14 protein-coding genes are annotated in these 17,260 nt (G+C 63.0%); 11 read left to right on the top strand and 3 right to left on the bottom strand.

Going from position 1 to position 17,260, the window contains the following annotated elements; all coding sequences use genetic code 11:
* Nucleotides 1–96 precede the first annotated feature (96 nt).
* Entirely contained in the window at nt 97–933 is an 837-nt protein-coding gene (locus ABIE32_RS03385) for a DMT family transporter (protein ID WP_429014258.1), read from the bottom strand.
* A gap of 618 nt (nt 934–1,551) precedes the next feature.
* Here ABIE32_RS03385 and ABIE32_RS03390 point away from each other — a divergent pair.
* The 5 genes from ABIE32_RS03390 to ABIE32_RS03410 all read left to right on the top strand — a co-directional run bounded on the left by ABIE32_RS03390 (nt 1,552) and on the right by ABIE32_RS03410 (nt 5,967).
* The gene (locus tag ABIE32_RS03390; protein ID WP_224152901.1) at nt 1,552–2,523 is read left to right on the top strand and encodes a siderophore ABC transporter substrate-binding protein; all 972 of its coding nucleotides are present in this window, start codon (nt 1,552–1,554) and stop codon (nt 2,521–2,523) included.
* A gap of 46 nt (nt 2,524–2,569) precedes the next feature.
* Nucleotides 2,570–3,592 (top strand): ABC transporter permease, encoded by a 1,023-nt coding sequence (locus tag ABIE32_RS03395; protein ID WP_429014260.1) that lies wholly within the window; start codon nt 2,570–2,572, stop codon nt 3,590–3,592.
* A gap of 61 nt (nt 3,593–3,653) precedes the next feature.
* Nucleotides 3,654–4,628, top strand: coding sequence for an iron chelate uptake ABC transporter family permease subunit (locus tag ABIE32_RS03400; protein ID WP_429013952.1), 975 nt, complete (start codon nt 3,654–3,656; stop codon nt 4,626–4,628).
* Between the two features lie 21 nt (nt 4,629–4,649).
* Nucleotides 4,650–5,405: an ABC transporter ATP-binding protein gene (locus tag ABIE32_RS03405; protein ID WP_224152905.1), complete on the top strand. Its 756-nt coding sequence runs from the start codon at nt 4,650–4,652 to the stop codon at nt 5,403–5,405.
* 211 nt (nt 5,406–5,616) lie between these two features.
* The gene (locus tag ABIE32_RS03410) at nt 5,617–5,967 is read left to right on the top strand and encodes an FHA domain-containing protein (protein ID WP_224152907.1); all 351 of its coding nucleotides are present in this window, start codon (nt 5,617–5,619) and stop codon (nt 5,965–5,967) included.
* Between the two features lie 122 nt (nt 5,968–6,089).
* On the opposite strand, the gene queA is transcribed toward ABIE32_RS03410, so the two are convergent.
* The gene (queA, locus tag ABIE32_RS03415; protein WP_224152909.1) at nt 6,090–7,259 is read right to left on the bottom strand and encodes a tRNA preQ1(34) S-adenosylmethionine ribosyltransferase-isomerase QueA; all 1,170 of its coding nucleotides are present in this window, start codon (nt 7,257–7,259) and stop codon (nt 6,090–6,092) included.
* Between the two features lie 223 nt (nt 7,260–7,482).
* Here queA and ABIE32_RS03420 point away from each other — a divergent pair, with 223 nt between their 5' ends.
* Both ABIE32_RS03420 and ABIE32_RS03425 read left to right on the top strand, forming a co-directional pair.
* The gene (locus ABIE32_RS03420; RefSeq protein WP_224152910.1) at nt 7,483–8,511 is read left to right on the top strand and encodes an ABC transporter substrate-binding protein; all 1,029 of its coding nucleotides are present in this window, start codon (nt 7,483–7,485) and stop codon (nt 8,509–8,511) included.
* Between the two features lie 853 nt (nt 8,512–9,364).
* Entirely contained in the window at nt 9,365–10,900 is a 1,536-nt protein-coding gene (locus tag ABIE32_RS03425) for a glycine betaine ABC transporter substrate-binding protein (RefSeq protein WP_429013957.1), read from the top strand.
* Nucleotides 10,901–10,957: 57 nt separating this feature from the next.
* Here the strand turns inward: ABIE32_RS03425 and ABIE32_RS03430 are convergent, their stop codons facing one another.
* Nucleotides 10,958–11,359 (bottom strand): FHA domain-containing protein, encoded by a 402-nt coding sequence (locus ABIE32_RS03430; RefSeq protein ID WP_429013960.1) that lies wholly within the window; start codon nt 11,357–11,359, stop codon nt 10,958–10,960.
* Between the two features lie 279 nt (nt 11,360–11,638).
* Between ABIE32_RS03430 and recG the strand changes: the two genes are divergently transcribed.
* The 4 genes from recG (at nt 11,639) to ubiA (ending at nt 17,118) form a co-directional block, all read left to right on the top strand.
* Nucleotides 11,639–13,849 carry an ATP-dependent DNA helicase RecG gene (gene recG, locus ABIE32_RS03435; RefSeq protein WP_429013962.1) on the top strand — a complete coding sequence of 737 codons (2,211 nt, stop codon included), beginning with the start codon at nt 11,639–11,641 and terminating at the stop codon, nt 13,847–13,849.
* Nucleotides 13,850–14,085: 236 nt separating this feature from the next.
* Nucleotides 14,086–15,054, top strand: coding sequence for a LysR substrate-binding domain-containing protein (locus ABIE32_RS03440; protein ID WP_224152918.1), 969 nt, complete (start codon nt 14,086–14,088; stop codon nt 15,052–15,054).
* Between the two features lie 166 nt (nt 15,055–15,220).
* Nucleotides 15,221–16,180, top strand: a complete 960-nt coding sequence (locus ABIE32_RS03445; protein ID WP_429014263.1) for a phosphatase PAP2 family protein — start codon at nt 15,221–15,223, stop codon at nt 16,178–16,180.
* Nucleotides 16,181–16,230: 50 nt separating this feature from the next.
* Nucleotides 16,231–17,118 (top strand): 4-hydroxybenzoate octaprenyltransferase, encoded by an 888-nt coding sequence (ubiA, locus tag ABIE32_RS03450; protein ID WP_429013966.1) that lies wholly within the window; start codon nt 16,231–16,233, stop codon nt 17,116–17,118.
* Nucleotides 17,119–17,260: the final 142 nt, after the last annotated feature.

Below are 17,260 nucleotides of genomic sequence, written 5' to 3' on the forward strand. Positions count from 1 at the left end.
GGCTTTTTGCTGGCCGCAATCAGGGGCCAGCAAAACAATGAATAAAAGCGTCTCTGGCGCTCATCTGTAAAGCGCAAGATGCTATCAAATAAATAGCTAACGCGATTCCCGTACCGACAGCCAGGCGCTCAGCGCGCCGCCCACGGCAATGGCCACCATCCCCAGCACCGCCCAATGGTCTGGCATGTGGCCGTACAGCAGCCAGCCGGAGAACACGGCGAACGGGATCTGGCTGTAGAGGAAGGGCGAAATGGTTGCCGGCTTGGCGTGTTCGTAAGCCTTGAGCAGCATCAAGTGGCCAATGGTGCTGCCCACGCCCATGGCGAGTGCGCCCAGCCACAGGGCCGCAGTATCGGGCATCTGCCAGAACCAGGGCAGGCTCGCGGTGGTCAGCACCAGGGCGAGCAGGCTGGTGTAGATCTGCGTGGTCAGCGGCCGTTCCTTGCCAGCCATCTGACTGCTGACGATCTGGTAAGCCGTATTGGCGGCCAGTTGCAGCAGGGGCCAGACCAGGGCGCCGCCGCTGAAATTGGCGCCGCCGGGGCGGATGATGACCACCGTACCGACAAACCCCATGGCCACCAGCACCCAGCGCAGAGGACTCACCGGCTGGCGCAGCCACAGTGCGGCCACCAGGGTCATGGCGAGCGGCGTCATCGCCACCACGGCGGTGAACTCGGCCAGCGGCAGGTAGCGCAGGCTCATCATGGCGCAGGCATTGCTGCTGCAAAACAGTGCGGCGCGCATCACCTGAAAGCGCGGGTGCGTGGTGCGGAAGATATCCATACCGCTCTGTGCCAGCCCCCAGCTCACCGTGAAGATCGATTGCAGCACGTAGCGCAACCACAGAGCCATGAGCAGCGGCAAAATGGCGCCCACGTACTTGGAGCCGGTGTCCAGCAGGCAGAAAAAGGCGCAAGCCGTAACCGTCATGGCAATGCCGGTGAAGGCCGATCCCTTGCCCGGACGGGGAGCGCCTGGCGATGGCAAGGTCGCGGGTGCTGCGGCGGCCGGGGCTGCAGGCAGCGCTGACGCGGAGGGTGGGGTCACGGTCAAATCGCCTGGGCGCAGGGCCACAGGCGCGGGTGAGGCGGTCGGGGAGGTCACGCGGGCTGGTGCAAGGCGCGGCAGCCGGTCTCCTGCGGAGTCGAAGGGCTGGCGCAATGACTTGTCCATTGTAAAAAGCCTGCCGCCATTGGCGAGCCTGCCGTGGCTCCCGGCAGGCGATTTCGTGGCGCTGTTGTCCGGCCTGCGACACCTGCAAAGCCGCACGCGCCATGCAGGAATAAAGGCCTTGCGTTTGGTTGAGGTAGCAACAGCGTGTTACCATTAAATGAGAATGATTCGCATACGTGTTAATTTGCGTAAAGCTCATGCAGCGGTGCCCTTTTTTCGCGGGGTTTGCGGTCATTCCAGTAAATCAACCGCTGGAGCATATGTGGCGGGCGCAAGAAGCTATGAATTGGAGAGCAATCAATAGCATCACGTAGCGATACGGGCTTGGGTCGGATGCATGCATGGGCTGCCAGCTCACCGACCAAAGGATGTTCCATGTCGCGCTTTGCCTTGTCTTCTTCGGGGACTTCGACGTTTTCCGTCAACCGCCGCCAGTCGCTCCTGCAACTGGGTGCGTTGGTGACCCTGCCCTGGGCGGCGGGCTCGGCCCTGGCACAGCAAAGCTTCACGGTGCAGCAATCCAATGGTGCGGTGCAGATTCCCGTCAAACCGAAAACCATTCTGGTGTTCGACATGGCGGCGCTCGACTGCCTGCGGGCGCTGGGCGCGCAGGTCAAGGGCGTGCCCGAGGTGGTCAAGTTTCCCCAGGTGCTGGAGCAGTACGCCAGCAAGGACTACACCCGTATCGGCAGCCTGTTCGAGCCCAACTACGAAGTGGTCAAGGGCCTCAATCCCGATGTGATCGTGGCCGGTGGCCGTTCGGCAGCGAAGGTGCCCGAGCTGTCAAAGATTGCCCCAACGCTTGATCTGACGGTGAACAACGCCAAGCCGGTGGAAAGCGCTTTCAAGCACCTGAAGATTCTGGGCCAGATGGTGGGCGCCGAGGCCAAGGCGGATGAACTCATCGCCGCCATGCAGGCCGATATCGACAAGCTCAAGGGCTTGACGGCGGGCAAGGGCACGGGCCTGATGGTGATGACCAATGGCGGCAAGCTCAGCGCCTACGGCCCTGGCTCGCGCTTTGGCATGCTGCACGATGTGTACGGCATTGCGCCTGCCAACAAGGACATCCAGGTGGCGGGCCACGGCCAGGCGATCTCGTTTGAATTCATCCTCAAGACCAATCCCGACTGGCTGTTCGTGCTGGACCGCGATGCCGCCATTGGCCGCGAAGGCGCATCGGCGTCCAAGCTGCTGGACAACCCGCTGGTCAACGCCACCAAGGCGGCCAGGAAAAAGCAGATCGTCTATCTGAACTCGGCCAACTGGTACCTGCTGGGCAACGCCAGCCCCGGCTCGCTGCACGACGATGTGACGCAGCTGATCAACGCATTCTCCCAAGCCTGATGGCTGGGCTGCAGCCAGCCTTGCCGCGAGCCACAGCATGACAGACATGGTTTTGAAAGCGCCACGCAGCGAGCGCAGCCCGGTGCTGCGCCCGCTGGCTTTCGCGCTGCCCGCCGTGGCAGCCCTGGCCGTTCTGGCCTTCATCAGCCTGCTGGTGGGGGTGAGCGATGTGTCGGTCGCCACCATCGTGCGCCTTTTCTCGCACAACGAAGACGACCTGGCCACGCAGGTGCTGGTTGCCAGCCGCGTGCCGCGCACCCTGGCGCTGCTGCTGGCGGGCAGCGCCATGGCCGTGGCGGGCCTGTTGATGCAGATGCTGGCGCGCAACCACTACGTGGAGCCGTCAACCATGGGCACTGCCGAATCCGCTGGCATGGGCATGCTCGTGGGCGTGCTGCTGTGGCCGGACATGCCGGTCTTTGCCAAGATGGGGCTGGCTGCGGTGTTTGCGCTTGCGGGCACGGCGCTGTTTCTGGCGGTGCTCTCGCGCATCCGCCTGCGTGCTGCGCTGATCGTGCCGCTGGTGGGGCTGGTGCTGTCAGGGGTGATCGAGTCGGCCACGACCTTCCTCGCCTACCGCTTTGACCTCATGCAGACGGCACGCTCGTGGATGACGGCGGATTTTTCCGCCATCGTGCAAGGCCGCTACGAGCTGCTGTGGCTGTCGCTGGTGGTCACCGTCGTGGCCATGGTGGCAGCCGACCGCTTTACCGTGGCCGGCATGGGGCAGGACTTTGCCACCAATCTGGGGCTCAACTACAAGCGCCTGGTGGCGCAGGGCGTGGCCGTGGTGTCGGTGGTCACGGCATCGGTCATCGTCACCGTGGGCATCATCCCGTTTGTCGGCCTGATCGTGCCTAACCTGGTGCGGCTGGTGGTGGGCGACAACGTGCGCAAATCGGTGTTGTGGGTAGCCTGGGCCGGGGCCTTGATGGCGCTTGTCTGCGACCTGATCGGCCGCCTGGTGATTGCGCCCTACGAGGTGCCGATCGGCACGGTGATGGGTGTGATCGGCAGCGCCATGTTCCTCGCCCTGCTGCTGGCGCGGCGCAAGCGCATGGGAGGCTGATGTGAGCAAGGCATCCATGCAAAAAATGCCTGCAGTGCTTGCAGATGAAGCGCCATCAGCTATGAAAAAAGCAGCAAATTTGTCGCTGTTGGGAACCCCCGTACGTCGCCTCTGGCTGCTGCTGGCGCTTGCGCTGTTTGCCAGTGGCCTGTTCATGACCATTGACGTGCAGGCTGAATGGAGCTTTGTGCTGCCGCTGCGGGGTACCAAGCTGGCCACCTTATGGGCAGTGGCGTTTGCAATTGGCATATCGACGGTGCTGTTCCAGACGGTGACGGGCAACCGCATCCTCACGCCTGCGGTGATGGGCTTTGACGCGCTGTTCCAGCTGATCCAGTCGGTGCTGGCGTTCACCGTGGGGGTGGCGGCCATGCAGATACCCGAGCTGGCGCGCTTTGGCATGAACGTGGGGCTGATGGTGGTGCTGTCCACCACGCTGTTCGTCTGGCTGTTTCGCGGGCAGGCCAGCAATCTGCATCTGCTGCTGCTCGTGGGCATTGTGGCGGGCATCTTCTTTCGCAGCCTGAACAATTTCGTCTGGCGCGTGATGGACCCGAATGACTTTGTGGTGCTGCAGGACCGTCTGTTTGCCAACTTCAACACCGTCTCGCGCCCGCTGCTCGCGCTGTCGCTCGTGGTGATTGCGGCCATGGGCCTGTGGGTATGGCGCCAGCGCCATGTGCTGGATGTGCTGGCGCTGGGCCGCGAGGTAGCCATCAACCTGGGTGTGGACTACCAGCGCGCGGTGATGGGCATCCTGGTTGTGATCGCCATTCTGGTGTCGGTCTCGACCGCGCTGGTGGGGCCGGTCACCTTCTTTGGCCTGCTGGTGAGCAACATGGCCTACCAGCTGATGCACACGCACCAGCACCGCTACACGCTGGCGGCCACCGTGCTGCTTGGGGCCTTGCTTCTGGTAGGCGGGCAGATGGTGCTGGAGCGCATGTTTGGTTTCAACACCTCGCTGTCGATCGTGGTGGAGTTTCTGGGCGGGCTCACCTTCATCTACCTGCTGGTACGAAAAACCAGGCATTGAGAGCCGGAGAGTCAGAAAGTCATGATCGAAACAGAAAAACTGTGCAAGACGCATGGCACCACCACGGTGCTGCATGGGGTGGACCTGCGCATTCCGCAAGGCAAGCTCACCGCCATCATCGGCCCCAACGGCGCGGGCAAGTCGACCGCCCTGGGCCTGATCAGCCGCCTGGTGCCAATGACCTCGGGCCAGGTGCGCATCGAAGGGCAGGACATTGCCACCACGGCCAGTGATGCGCTGGCACGCATTCTGGCCATTCTGCGACAGGACAACCAGAGCGCGTTGCGCCTGACGGTGCGCGATCTGGTGGCCTTTGGCCGGTTTCCGCATTCCAAGGGCCGACTGAGTGCGGAGGACAAGACCCATGTGGACCGGGCCCTGGCCTATCTGAACCTGGAATCGCTGGAGACGCGCTTTCTCGACGAACTCTCGGGTGGCCAGCGCCAGCGGGCCTACATTGCCATGGTGCTATGCCAGGACACGCGCTACATCCTGCTCGACGAGCCGCTCAACAACCTGGACATGGCCCATGCCGTGGGCATGATGAAGCTGCTGCGCCAGGCCGTACAGGACACGGGCAAGACCGTGGTGGTGGTGTTGCACGACATCAATTTTGCGGCCACCTACGCAGACCACATCATCGCCATGAAGGACGGCCACCTGTACCGTGAGGGCCCGCCGCAGACGGTGGTCTGCAATGAGGTGCTGAGTGACCTGTACGCCATCCCGGTGCGGGTGCACGAGGTGGCGGGGCGCCGGTTCTGCGACTATTTCTGACCGTTCCCCATCGCGATTCTTCAAGGTTGGATGGCGGAAAATAGGTACTTATCTGCCTATAAGCAGCAGATATTGACAGCGAGTGCGTTTGGTGATTTATTGTGAAATTGTTTAATTAACAATTAAGTAAGAAGAATTTCGCGCCGTGAAATTTTTACTACTTAGTATAATTAATAGCAATTTGATGCAAAAAACCTTCAACGATCTTCCCATGACCACCGAATTGCTGATCAAGGAGCACAACAGGCTTGCGTTGCGCTCGCTGTTCCTGGAGGACGGCTTTTCCACCTTTGGCCGTGAAGCCAGCAGCGCCATCGTGATGGACCATGCCAGCGTCAGCCGCCACCATGGCGCCTTTTTTCTGCGCGAGCGCTTCGGCATTCTGACGGTGGAGGACCATGACAGCACCAACGGTACCCTGGTCAATGGCGTGCGGGTCAAGCGCAAGATACTGTTTGCTGGCGATGTGGTGCAGGTGGGAGACTTCCAGGTCTACGTGCGGCACGGGTCAACCCAGGCGGGCGGTGCCTCGGCGGACGAGGGTAGCGCCCAGCAGGGCTGAGTGCTCTCCGTCTTCCCCTGTGCAACTGCATGTTTTTGGCGCTTCGGGAAGCACTGCTACAAGTGCCCAATGACAAAAAGCTGCTGAAGGCAGCAGCTCTTAGTGGGCGATGGGCCAGTGCCTCAGGCCGCAGTGCCGGTGTTGGCCGCTGCTGGCTCTTCGCTGCCAGGTTGGGGCTCTTCGCCCGTTGCCATGTGCTTCTTGCGCTGCAGCAGCATCGAGTCGCCGTAGCTGAAGAAGCGGTACTGGTGTGCGACCGCGTGCTTGTACAGATCCATGATGTGTTCGTAGCCCGCAAAGGCGCTCACCAGCATCATCAGACTGCTTTTGGGCAAGTGGAAGTTGGTGACCAGCATGTCAACCACGCGGTAGGGAAAGCCGGGCGTGATGAAGATGTTGGTGTCGCCCGAGAGCTGGCCGGTGCGCGCCCATGATTCGAGCGTGCGCACGGTGGTGGTGCCCACGGCAACCACGCGGCCGCCGCGCTGGCGGCAGCGCTCCAGCGCGGCCAGGGTGGGCAGCGGAATGTCGTACCACTCGCTGTGCATCTGGTGGTCTTTGAGGTTCTCTGTCTTGACGGGCTGGAAGGTGCCTGCGCCGACGTGCAGGGTGACGCTGGCGCGCTCCACGCCTTTGGCTTCCAGCGCGGCCAGCACCTTGTCGTCGAAGTGCAGCGCAGCGGTGGGGGCTGCCACTGCGCCGGGGTTCTTCGCAAACACCGTCTGATAGCGCACTTCGTCTTCGGCCTGGTTCGGGTCCTGGCCCGATTGCTGTTCGCGCTCGATGTAGGGCGGCAGCGGAATGTGGCCGTGCTGCTGCATCAGCTCCCACGGGGTTTCGCCATGGGGGCCATCGAGGCGCAGGCGGAACAGGGCACCCATCTCGTTGGGCCAGCGGCCCATCAGCACGGCGTCAAAACCGCCGGCCTTCTTGCCGCCCATCATGTGCAGAACGCCGCCCACGGCCGGTTTCTTGCTCACCTTCATGTGGGCAACGACTTCATTGCCGTCCAGCACGCGTTCGATCAGCAATTCGATCTTGCCGCCGCTGGATTTTTCGCCGAACACGCGCGCCTTGATCACCTGGGTGTCGTTGAAGATCAGCAGGTCGCCCGCTTGCAGCAGATCGGGGAGTTCGTAGAAGTGGCGGTCTGCCAGTTCGGGCTCGCGTGCATCCAGAAGGCGCGAGGCGCTGCGCTCCGCAGCGGGGTGTTGGGCAATCAGCTCGGCGGGGAGCTCGAAATCGAAATCACTCAGGTGAAAGGTGCGGCGGGCACCGGAAAAGGCAGTCATCTTCGGCTCTTGCAGGCGGTACACACCCGCAGCTCACAGGGATCAAACAAGGGGGCGATTGTGCCACCGCACAAGTGACACAGCAGGCAGCGCGGGAAACGCCGAAAGTTGTCATAAATTTGTCACAATTGGCATCTGGGGCGGGATGCTGCCATCCACCCGATTTCGAGACCGCAAAAACGTTCTACCAACGTATTGAGACAACACAACCAGGAGCAAGCCCATGGCACCCTTCAACATCCGCAGTCTTTCCGCAGCCGCCGTGCTGACAGCACTTGCCGCGAGCGCCCAGGCGCAAGGCGTGGTCAATGCGCTGTGCAGCACCGATGCGCCCTGGTGCGAGGCTGCGGCCAAGGAGTTCACCAAGAAGACCGGCATCAAGGTGAACCAGGCGCACAAGGGCACCGGCGAGATCGCTGCCCAACTGCGTGCCGAGGCCAACAACCCCAAGACCGATATCTGGTGGGGCGGCACGGGCGATCCTTTCCTGCAGGCGGCCGAGCAAGGCCTGTTGGCTGAATACCGTCCGGCCTACATCAACGACCTGCGCGACTGGAGCGTGCGCCAGTACGCCATGTCGGGCAACCAGGTGGGCGGTTTCTACAGCTCGGCCATCGGCTTTGGCTACAACACCGACATCCTGAAGAAAAAGAAGCTGCCCGAGCCACTGTGCTGGGCCGATGTGATCAAGCCCGAGTTCAAGGGCGAGGTAGAGATTTCGCACCCCGCCTCCAGCGGCACGGCCTATACGGTGATCGCCGGGCTGGTGCAACTGATGGGCGAAGACCAGGCGTTTGACTACCTCAAGAAGCTCCACAAGAACACCACTACCTACACCCGCAGCGGCCAGGCCCAGGCCCCCAATGTGGCCAAGGGTGAGGTGGGCGTGGGCATCACCTTCATGTTCAATTTCGAGAAGTGGAAGGCCGACAAGTACCCTGTGAAGACCCATGCGCCCTGCGAAGGCACGAGCTACGAGGTGGGTGGCATTGCGCTGGTGAAGGGCGCGCGCAACATGGACAACGCCAAGAAGTACTACGACTGGCTGATGGGCCCCGAGGGCCAGGCCGTGGGCGCGAAGGTGGGCAGCTACCAGGTGCCTGCCAACAAGACGTTCAAGATGGACCCGCGCATTCCGACCATGGACGATGTCAAGCTGATCAAGTACGACTTCGAGAAGTACGGCAAATCTGCTGAGCGCAAGCGTCTGATTGACCGCTGGACCAAGGAAGTGGAAGCGCTGCCACGCTGAGTTGTTGAATTCCTTTGAAGCAAAAATAGTTGCCGATGTAGATGTAATTTGCGTCGGCAGCTATTGTTTTATGGATTCCAGTTAGGCGCGGATATTCTTTTTCTGCGCTGGCGCACAGATGCCGGGAGTTCGCCCCGGCGGGCGAGGCACTTTCTTGTCTCGCAACAAGAAAGTACCCAAAGAAATGTGCCCTGCTGCCTGCGTCCCTGCGCTTCGCTCCGGGCAGCCTGCGCCGTGGTATCTGCGGGGGTGCCGCATAACTCACTGCGCGCTACGCGCTCCGTTCAAACAGATGCGGCAAGCCAGATAACGAAGCACTGGCACTCTGCGGTGCCGGTGCCACCCCGCAAACACCACGTCACAGGCGCATGCAAAAGGGATAAGCAAGCCGACAGCCAGACATCCATACGGGCCGAGCGTAGCGATGGCCCGGGTTGGTTCTCAACCCCCTTTTGCCTGCGCCGAGGAGCACAGGGTGTGGGCTGGGCAGTTGCACCGCAGAGTGCAACTGCATCGTGAACTGACTTACCGCATCTGTTTGAACGGAGCGCTGTAGGCGCGTAGTGAGTTATGCGGTACAGCCCGCACCCGCGCACCGCAGGTTGCCCGAAGGCGAAGCCGCAGGGACGCAGGCAGCAGGGTGGCCTTCTTTTGGGTACTTTTCTTGGCCGCCAAGAAAAGTGCCTCGCCCGCCGGGGCGAGACCCGGCCAGCAGTACCCAATAGAAAACCATGCGCCTGCACTGCACTGCCTGCCCGCGTGCATGCCGTAACCTTACAGTCCCCCATAACCAGCCACCACCCCAGCCTCACCACCTACAGGTGCACTCCCCACGACTTGCTATAGTGGCCCGATGAAGCGTGCCTACCCACTGCTCGTGGCCGCCCTGTCGGCCTGGTGTCTGCTGCTGTCTGCCTGGGCCCAGGCCGAGCCCTTGCGGGTGGGCTCCAAGCGCTTTACCGAGTCGTACATCCTTGCCGAAATCGTTGCGCAGACCGCGCGGGCGGCGGGCACCACCACCGAGGTGCGCCAGGGCCTGGGCAACACCGCCATCGTGTACGAGGCGCTCAAGAGCGGGCAGATCGACGTGTATGCCGAATACACCGGCACCATTGCGCAGGAGATCGTCAAGGACGCGGCCCATACCTCGCTCCCCGATCTGAACCGCGCACTGGCGCCGCTGGGGCTGGCGGTGGGGGTGCCGCTGGGCTTCAATGATGGCTATGCATTGGCGATGCGGCGCGATCTGGCAGACAAGCTGGGCATTCGCAGCCTGAGCGATCTGGCGCGCCATCCTACGCTGCGCTATGGGCTGTCGAACGAGTTCGTGGGCCGTGCCGATGGCTGGAAGGGCCTTTCGCAGCGCTACGGCCTGCAGGCGCAGCCGCAGGGGTTGGACCATGGCCTCGCCTACGAGGCCATTGCGCAGCAGCACATCGATGTGATGGACATCTACACGACCGACGCCAAGATCGATCACCTGGGGCTGTTGGTGCTGGCGGATGACCGCCAGTATTTTCCGCGCTACGACGCCGTGCTGCTGTACCGGCTGGATCTGCCGCAGAAGCACCCGGCTGCGTGGGCTGCGCTGCAGCCGCTCGCAGGCCGCATCAGCGAGGCAGGCATGATCCGCATGAACGCGCAGGCAGAGCTGCAAGGCCAGGGTTTTGCGGCCATTGCGCAGCAGTTTCTGGCAGGTGGCTCCACGGGCGCTGCGCCCGCTACGGATACAGCCGGTGGCCGCGCCGGCTTTGCGGCACAGCTGTGGCAGCGCCTCGTGGCCGATGACCTGTGGCGGCTGACCGGCCAGCACCTGCTGCTGGTGCTGCTCTCGGTAGGGGCCGCGGCACTGATCGCAGTGCCTGCGGGGATTGCGTTGTTTCCGCACACGCGCCTGCGTGCGCTGGCGCTGGGAGCGGCGGGTGTCATGCAGACCATTCCGTCGCTGGCGCTGCTGGCCGTGCTGATTGCCGCGTTGGGGATGATCGGGCGTATTCCTGCGCTGGTGGCGCTGACGGCGTACTCCATCCTGCCTATCTTGAGCAACACCTGCGCGGGCCTGGCCGAGGTGTCGCCCGGCCTGCGCCACGCGGGATCGGCCCTGGGCATGACGCACCCGCAGCGCATGCGCTGGGTGGAGCTGCCGATTGCCATGCCCACCGTCATTGCAGGCATCCGCACTGCCTGCGCGATTGCCATCGGCACCGCCACCATTGCCGCCTTCATTGGCGCGGGTGGACTGGGCGAGCGGATCGTGACGGGCCTGGCGCTGAACGACAGCGCACTGATGCTGGCCGGTGCCCTGCCTGCGGCGGCACTGGCACTGCTCAGCGAGCTGTTTTTCGAGCTGTGGGAGCGCTATCTGCGCCGCAAGCGCTTGCGGCGTTAGAGAGCCTCTGCAAAATCCTCGTCAGATGGGATGGACGCGGATCGCCCGAGGCCACGTTCAGCCCACGGCAGGGAGTTTTGCAGAGAGTCCCTGGAGGGTGACATCTCCGGCACGTCCTTCCCGGCGCGCCGCCACACTGTCCATGCCCGGTGGACCGGAGGAGCCGGTGCGTACATGGATCAGGTAGTTGCCCACGCGCACCACGTCGCCCGTGTACAGCACGCTGCGGCGCATTTGCAGGCCGTTGACGAAGATGCCGTTTTTGCTGCCGTGGTCTTCCACCGCGAGCACACCAAAATGGCTGCTGTGCGTGAAGGCCGCATGGCGGCGGCTGATATCGGGTGAGGACAGCACGATGGCGCAGCCCGGCTCGCGGCCGACGCTGAACAGGCCGTCCTTGACGATCAGCGAATGCAGCAGTTGCGCATTGGCATCTTTGACGAGCAGTTCAGGCAGCATGGCAGACAGACCTTGTTGGAAGGGAGGCATTGCAGGGGCGCGCGCCACTCTACAAAGCATGGCTGCAATGCGCACCCTCCAATCGGAGGGGAACGCAGTAACAGATTGCATCTCCCTGAAGCTTGCACGGCACCCATGGCATGCAAAAGCCAGTGAAAAAAGGACCGCAGGCGCTTGATGGACTGGCGCAGTCAGCTACCAATATGGGAGTGCTTTTACTGGATTTATAACCAGTGACTGTGCAAACCATGCCAGAATGTGCGGTGATTGAACCTGCCCATGCCTGCAACGCCCGCATCTCCTGCTGCTGACAGTGCCGCACCCAAGGCACGCAAACCCGGCCGCCCGCGCAAAGCGGCTGCGGCCGATGGCGGCGCAGCGCCGCCTGCCAAGGCAGTGGCAAAAAACCCGGCGCAGCAGGCGCTCGTCAAACTCGGGCTCACCCGCGATATCGATCTGGCCCTGCACCTGCCGCTGCGCTACGAAGACGAGACACGCATCATCGCGTTGCGCAATGCGCGCGACGGCGAGGTGGCGCAGATCGAGGCGACGGTCATCTCCAGCGAAATACAGATGCGCCCGCGCCGCCAATTGGTGGTGCAGGTGGAAGACGCCAATGGCGACCAGTGCGAGCTGCGTTTCTTCAGCTTCTACCCATCGCACCAGAAGACGCTGTCCGTAGGCGCCACCTTGCGCATCCGTGGCGAGATCAAGGGCGGTTTCTGGGGGCGCCAGATGGTGCACCCGGCTTTCCGCCAGGCGGGTGGCGAGTTGCCGCAGTCGCTCACCCCGGTGTATCCCACCACAGCCGGCCTGCCGCAGCCCTATTTGCGCCGTGCGGTGATTGGTGGCTTGCAGCGCGCCGATCTGGGCGAAACCCTGCCGCCGGGCGCAGATTTGCCCTATGCCCGCTATTTGGGTGAAAACGGTAGATCGCGTGCATACAGCCTGCGTGAAGCGCTACAGTTTTTGCACCACCCGACGCCTGATGTATCGATTGCCGCGCTCGAAGACCACAGCCATCCGGCCTGGCAGCGCCTCAAGGCCGAGGAGTTGCTGGCGCAGCAGCTGTCGCAGCTGACGGCCAAGCGCGAGCGTGACCGCCTGCGCGCCCCGGCCCTGCAGGCCCGGCGCATGGAGGACGGCAGCCTCAATCTGCATGAGCAGTTTCTGGCGGCGCTGCCCTTTTCGCTGACAGGTGCCCAGCGCCGTGTGTGCGAAGAAATTGCCCGCGATCTGGCGCGCCATGTACCCATGCACCGCCTGCTGCAGGGCGATGTGGGCTCAGGCAAGACGATCGTGGCAGCGCTGTCGGCCGTCATTGCCATCGATGCAGGCTGGCAATGCGCGCTGATGGCGCCGACCGAGATTCTGGCCGAGCAGCACTTTGCCAAACTGGTGGGCTGGCTGGAGCCACTCCTGGCGCCGCGCGGCCTGAAGGTGGCGTGGCTGGCCGGTGCGCAGAAAAAAAAGGAACGCGCCGCCATGCTGGCACTGGTGGAGAGTGGCGAGGCCGCGCTGGTGGTGGGCACGCATGCGGTCATCCAGGAGCAGGTGCAGTTCAAAAAACTGGGTCTCGCGGTGATCGACGAGCAGCACCGCTTTGGTGTGGCGCAGCGGCTGGCGCTGCGGCAGAAGCTGCTTTCAACGGGGATGGAGCCGCACATGCTGATGATGAGCGCCACACCCATTCCGCGCACTCTGGCGATGAGCTACTACGCCGACCTCGATGTCTCGACCATCGACGAACTGCCGCCCGGCCGCACGCCGGTCGTCACCAAACTGATCAGTGACAGCCGGCGCGACGAGGTGGTGGCGCGCATTGCCGACCAGATCGCCCAGGGGCGACAGGTCTATTGGGTGTGCCCGCTCATTGAGGAGAGCGAGGCGCTGGATTTGAGCAACGCCACGGCCACCCACACCGATCTGAGCGAGGCTTTGCCCGGTGTCATGGTAGGGCTGCTGCATTCGCGCATGCCCACCGCAGAGAAAAAGGCGGTGATGGAGCTGTTCACCGCTGGCGTCATGGGCGTGCTGGTATCGACCACGGTGATCGAAGTGGGCGTGGATGTGCCCAACGCCAGCCTGATGGTGATCGAGCATGCCGAGCGCTTTGGCCTGTCGCAACTGCACCAGCTGCGCGGGCGCGTGGGGCGGGGCGCTGCGGCATCGGCCTGCGTGCTGCTGTATGCCGTGGGCGACAGCGGCAAGCTGGGGGAAACTGCCAAGGAGCGCCTCAAGGCCATGGCCGAGACCAGCGACGGGTTCGAGATCGCCCGGCGTGACCTGGAGATCCGTGGCCCGGGCGAGTTTCTGGGCGCCCGCCAGTCCGGCGCTCCCCTGCTGCGTTTTGCAGACCTGGAGGCGGACAAGCACCTGCTGGAATGGGCGCGCGAGTTGGCTCCCGACATGCTGGACCGTTGGCCCGAACTGGCAGTCACCCATGTGTCACGCTGGCTGGGGGGCAAGGCGGAGTACCTCAAGGCCTGAGTTCGGTCCCCTGTGATGCCGTTGCTTTTTGTCATAGATATTTGTTTTTCTTATAAGCAAACGCTCGCAAACATTTATAATAGAGAATTCCTATTTTGTCCGTAGGACATTCCCAAACCGGTTTCGGCCAGAATAGGGTACAACTGTACGCTTGCGTCTTTCAGAATCTCAGCGCAGCGCTCTGTTTTCCGGAACCGAACGCATGTACTATTCAGCGATTCTTATAAAAAACCGACATGACACTTACAGAGCTCAAATATATTGTTGCCGTGGCACGTGAGAGGCATTTTGGCCGTGCTGCTGACGCGTGTTACGTGTCCCAACCCACTTTGTCGGTTGCGATCAAAAAGCTGGAAGAGGAACTTGAGGTCAAGCTGTTTGAACGCAGTGCCTCGGAAGTCTCCGTTACCACCTTGGGCGACCAGATCGTGCGTCAGGCGCAGATCGTGCTGGACCAGGCTGCTGCGATCAAGGAAATTGCCAAGCGCGGCAAGGACCCGCTCGCCGGCGTCCTGACGCTGGGCGTGATCTACACCATCGGCCCCTACCTGCTGCCCGAGCTGGTGCGCCAGTCGATCGAACGCACTCCGCAGATGCCGCTCATGATCAATGAGAACATGACGGCCAAGCTGCTGGAGATGCTGCGTACCGGCGAAATCGACTGCGCCATCGTGGCCGAGCCGTTCCCGGATACCGGTCTGGCCATGGCACCCCTGTACGACGAGCCCTTCTTCGCCGCCGTGCCCAGCGTACACCCGCTGGCCACGCGCGACAGCATTTCGTCGAACGAACTCAAGAACGAAACCATGCTGCTGCTGGGCGCGGGCCACTGCTTCCGCGACCATGTGCTGGAAGTCTGCCCCGAGTTTGCCCGTTACTCCAGCAATACCGAAGGCATTCGCCGCACGTTCGAAGGCTCTTCGCTGGAAACCATCAAGCACATGGTGGCTGCCGGCATGGGCGTGACCCTGGTGCCGCGCCTGTCGGTGCCCAAGGATGCGCTGGAAAAGGGCGTTCGCCGCCGTAAATCGGACGAAACCCACATCCGCTACATTCCGCTGACCGATGACTCCCAGGGCGAAGCGCCCAAGCGTCGCGTGGTGCTGGTGTGGCGCCGCAGCTTCACCCGCTACGAAGCGATTGCCGCATTGCGCAACGCCATCTTCGCCTGCAATCTGCCCGGCGTGGAGATGCTGCAGTCCTGAGCCTCTGCGCTTCGGCTTCGGTTTCTACCCGGCTTCCACACCACCCCATGCCAGGCCCGCCTGCATGGGGTTTGTTTTTGCCTGTCTACTCTCAATACCATAGCGTTTGGTGCTTTCCAGTCAAGCGCCAAAGGCGATTTTTACTGGAGGAATTGCATCCTTGCCTATGATGGCGGGCATGCGCAACCACCTCACCTTCCCGCATGCCTTCTCTCCATTGCTCTTGCGGGCTATGGGGCGCACCCCTGCCCGTGCGGCGCCCTGGTGGCTGTGCCTGTTGCTGCTGCATGCAGGCTCGGTGCAGGCCATGGTGCCGGCGCAGGCTGCGCAGCAGGTGGCCGCGGGGCTGGCGCGCATCGATCCCTGGATACCGGCCTTGCTGTCGCTGTGGCTGCTGCTGGGTGCGTATTGTTGGATGCGGGCCACACGACCTCTGCGTGCGCAGCGGCGGCTGCGCGCGCAACTGGGGGCCGGTGCGCCCGTGGCGCCGCCGCTGTCGCCATGGCCCCTGGCGGGTGCTGCGCTGTGCGTGGCGGCGGTGCTGTTGCTGGGGCAGGCGCTGGCCAACCCGGCCCACGCGCTGCATGCGCTCCTGGTGGGTTGGGACGAAGCGGCGCAACGGTGGTCGCAGCAGCATGTCAGTGTGTCGGTGCGCGCCTATCTGCGGCATGTGACGGATGTGGGCGATGTGCTGTGGCTGGGGACGCTGTCGGTGTTGGTGGCGGCGCTTCTGGCGTTGCGGCGGCGTTGGCTGCTCTTGCAGGTCTGGGTATTTGCCATCGGCTTGAATGGCCTGTCCACCCGGGTGTTGAAAAATGCCTTTGACCGGGCGCGGCCCGAGGCGCTGCACGAACTGGTGACCTCGGGCGCCAGCTTTCCGAGCGGCCACACGGCGGGCTCCGTCGTGGTGTATGGCCTGCTGTGGTGGCTGCTGCGGGGGCGTGTGCCACGCCGCTTCCGCGCGGTGCTGGGCGCCGGGCTGGCGGTGCTGGTGGCGCTGATTGCTGCCAGCCGCATCTGGCTGGAGGCGCACTTTGCCAGTGATGTGGTGGCAGGGGGCTTGCTGGGCCTGGCCATCCTGGGCCTGGCGACAGGCGCGCTGGAGCGGGCCCGGGCGCAGTCCTGAAGAATCGAGAGCCTGCCTGGGATACCGCTTGCGCGCTATGCTGGGCGCCTATGTCAGCCGCACCCCGCCCATCCGTTTCCCTGCCCGAGCGGTTTTCGCTCTACCTCGATCTGATCCGCTTCAACCGCCCTGCGGGCTGGCTGGTGCTGGTGTGGCCCACCCTGGTAGCGTTGTGGGTGGCGTCGGGCGGCTTTCCGGGCTGGCATCTGCTCATCGTGTTTGTGCTGGGCACCTTCCTGATGCGCAGCGCAGGCTGCTGTATCAACGATATTGCCGACCGCAAGTTTGACAAGCACGTCAAACGCACGGCGAACCGGCCCATCACCACGGGCAAGATCTCGGTGTTCGAGGCGGCCATGGTGGGTGTGGTGCTGGCGCTGGTATCGCTGGGGCTCGTGCTCACCACGCGCTGGGAAGCGGTTGCCTGGTCGGTGCCTGCGGTGCTGTTCACCATCCTTTACCCCTTCACCAAGCGCTTTTTTTCCATGCCGCAGGCATTCTTGGGCATTGCCTTCAACTTTGGCGTGCTGATTGCATTTGCTGCCGTTCGGGGCGCGGTGCCGCTCACGGCGTGGCTGCTGTGGCTGGCCAACATGTGCATGGTGCTGGCCTATGACACCGAGTACGCCATGGTGGACCGCGACGACGACCTCAAGATCGGCATGAAGACCTCGGCCATCACCCTGGGCCGTTTCGATGTGGCCGCCATCATGGGTTTCTTTGGGCTGTGCCTGGTGCTCACCATTGTGGCCATCGCCCCTCAGCACCTGGGTTGGCCCTGGTGGGCAGGCGTGGCCGTGGCTGGGGGTCAGATGGCGTGGCACTACCGCCTGATCCGCACGCGTACGCGCGAAGGCTGCTTTACGGCCTTCAGCAAAAGCCACTGGATCGGTGTGGCGCTGTTTGCCGGGGTGGTGCTGGCGTACGCCATTCGCTGATTGCCGGGCAGGCCGCTATTGCGGCAAATACCAATGGCGGGAGTTGTGCGTTTTTGCGATTTTTTCCTGTAAATTCATAGGCAAAGCACAGAAAAAAGCGGCCATCAATTGATGGCCGCTAACACTGGAGTCGCAGGAAAAA

The organism is Comamonas sp. 4034, from assembly GCF_050434545.1.
GTDB classification, from domain to species: domain Bacteria; phylum Pseudomonadota; class Gammaproteobacteria; order Burkholderiales; family Burkholderiaceae_C; genus Comamonas; species Comamonas odontotermitis.